This is a genomic window from Streptomyces sp. NPDC006265, assembly GCF_040613555.1.
In the GTDB taxonomy this organism is placed as follows: Bacteria; Actinomycetota; Actinomycetes; order Streptomycetales; family Streptomycetaceae; genus Streptomyces.
In genome coordinates this window covers 1-1,566 of record NZ_JBEXSH010001361.1, presented here as the reverse complement: position 1 = coordinate 1,566, position 1,566 = coordinate 1, and the positions used below count along the sequence as shown (strand labels likewise).

Genomic DNA, 1,566 nt, shown 5'->3' with positions numbered 1-1,566 from the left:
AGGGGCCGTATGTCCGTCAGGAACAGGTCGTCGGGGGCGCTGCCGTCGGCGTCCCAGCGCAGCAGCCGGGCGTCGAGATCGGGGACGCCGCCGTAGAGCGCGGCGCAGCCGAGGGCGATCGACCAGAGCCGGGCCGCGAGTCCCTGGTGGGTGATGGACGCGGCGACACGCACCTCCGGGGCGCGCAGAGCGGTCGCGACCTTTCGTACGCGAAAAATCAGGGGATTTACCGACACATCCGGTGCCACTGAGACGTAGGCCTGTGCGAGAGTGGGAAGAGACCCGGCCGATGCTCCTTCCGTGCGCAGCACGAAGAAGCCGGCGAGCGGGCGGAGCGCGGCAAGGTCGGGGTCGAGGTCCACGAAGAGCAGTAGTACCAAGACCCCTAAGGGATGCGACCCGGTGCCCCCCGACCGGACTCGCCCACCCTGGGGATGATGGGGCTCCCCTCGTACTCCATCGGCAGTAGGACCCAATGAGTGCTCAGGGACGACGACGGGAAGACCTGGACACGGCAGGGTGTTGTTCATGAAAGCCCACCTTTCGCCGCGCCGGGCCGAGCGCCCCCGCCTGACGCAGAGGATCAGCCGATGAGCGCCCTCGCGTTGTCCGTCCTGCTGTCCCTCGTCTCCGCGTTCGCCTACGCGGGCGGGGCGATACTGCAGGAGCGGGTGGCGGAGTCCTCGCCGGGCAAGCAGTACGCGCCGCTGCGGCGGCCGGGCTGGTGGGCGGCTGTCGCGCTGCTCGGCCTCGGTGGGCTGCTGCACGTGGTGGCGCTGGCGTACGGGCCACTGAGTCTGGTGCAGCCGCTCGGCGCGCTGACCATCGTGGTGGCCCTGCCCATGGCGGCGCTGTTCGTCGGGCGCAAGGCCGGTGCCACGGCCTGGCGGGGCGCGATCATGGCGACGGTCGGGCTCGCCGGTCTGCTGTCCCTGGTCGCCGCGTCCGACGCGCAGTCCCTGAACACGGCGGAGCGGGTGGCCGTCGCCCTCGTCACGGCCGGCGCGGTCGTGGCGCTGATGATCGCCGCCCGGGCCGCGCACCGGCACCCGGCGGTCCGCAGCATGCTGCTGGCGACCGCCTCCGGCATCGCGTTCGGCATGTCCTCGGTGTTCACCAAGACCGTCGCGGTCGACTGGACCGACGGTGTGTCGGCGGCGGACGTGCCGTCCCTCGCCGTGATCGGCGTCCTCGCCACGGCCGGCATTCTGCTGTCGCAGGCCGCCTACCGGGGCGCCGGCCTCGCGGCCCCGCTGGCGACGCTGACGGTCGTGAACCCTGTGGTGGCGACCGCGGTCGGTATCACGATGTTCGGAGAAACCTTCCGCTACGGCACGACGGGGACGGCGCTCGCACTGAGCTGTGGTGTGGTGGCGGCGGGCGGCCTGATCCTGCTGACGACGGAGCGGCTCACACACGGGCAGCCGGCGGGCGCGGAGGGCCTGCCGGCGGCGGGGCATGCGTCGGAGGCCGTGGGCGCCGGTTCCGCGGAGGTGCCCGCACGGGTGGGCGGGGCCCCCGAGGACGTGGACGGCACGCCCGCTCCTGTGACTGCGGGAGCCGAGG

Annotated in this window: 1 protein-coding gene and 1 pseudogene; one reads left to right on the top strand and one right to left on the bottom strand. The window is 72.7% G+C overall.

Annotated elements, in window-relative coordinates:
• Nucleotides 1–380, bottom strand: a pseudogene (locus tag ABZ281_RS48860) (ferric iron reductase); the annotation flags it as partial.
• Between the two features lie 210 nt (nucleotides 381–590).
• Here ABZ281_RS48860 and ABZ281_RS48855 point away from each other — a divergent pair.
• A partial coding sequence (locus ABZ281_RS48855; protein ID WP_356665249.1) for a DMT family transporter occupies nucleotides 591–1,566 on the top strand: 976 nt, incomplete at its 3' end.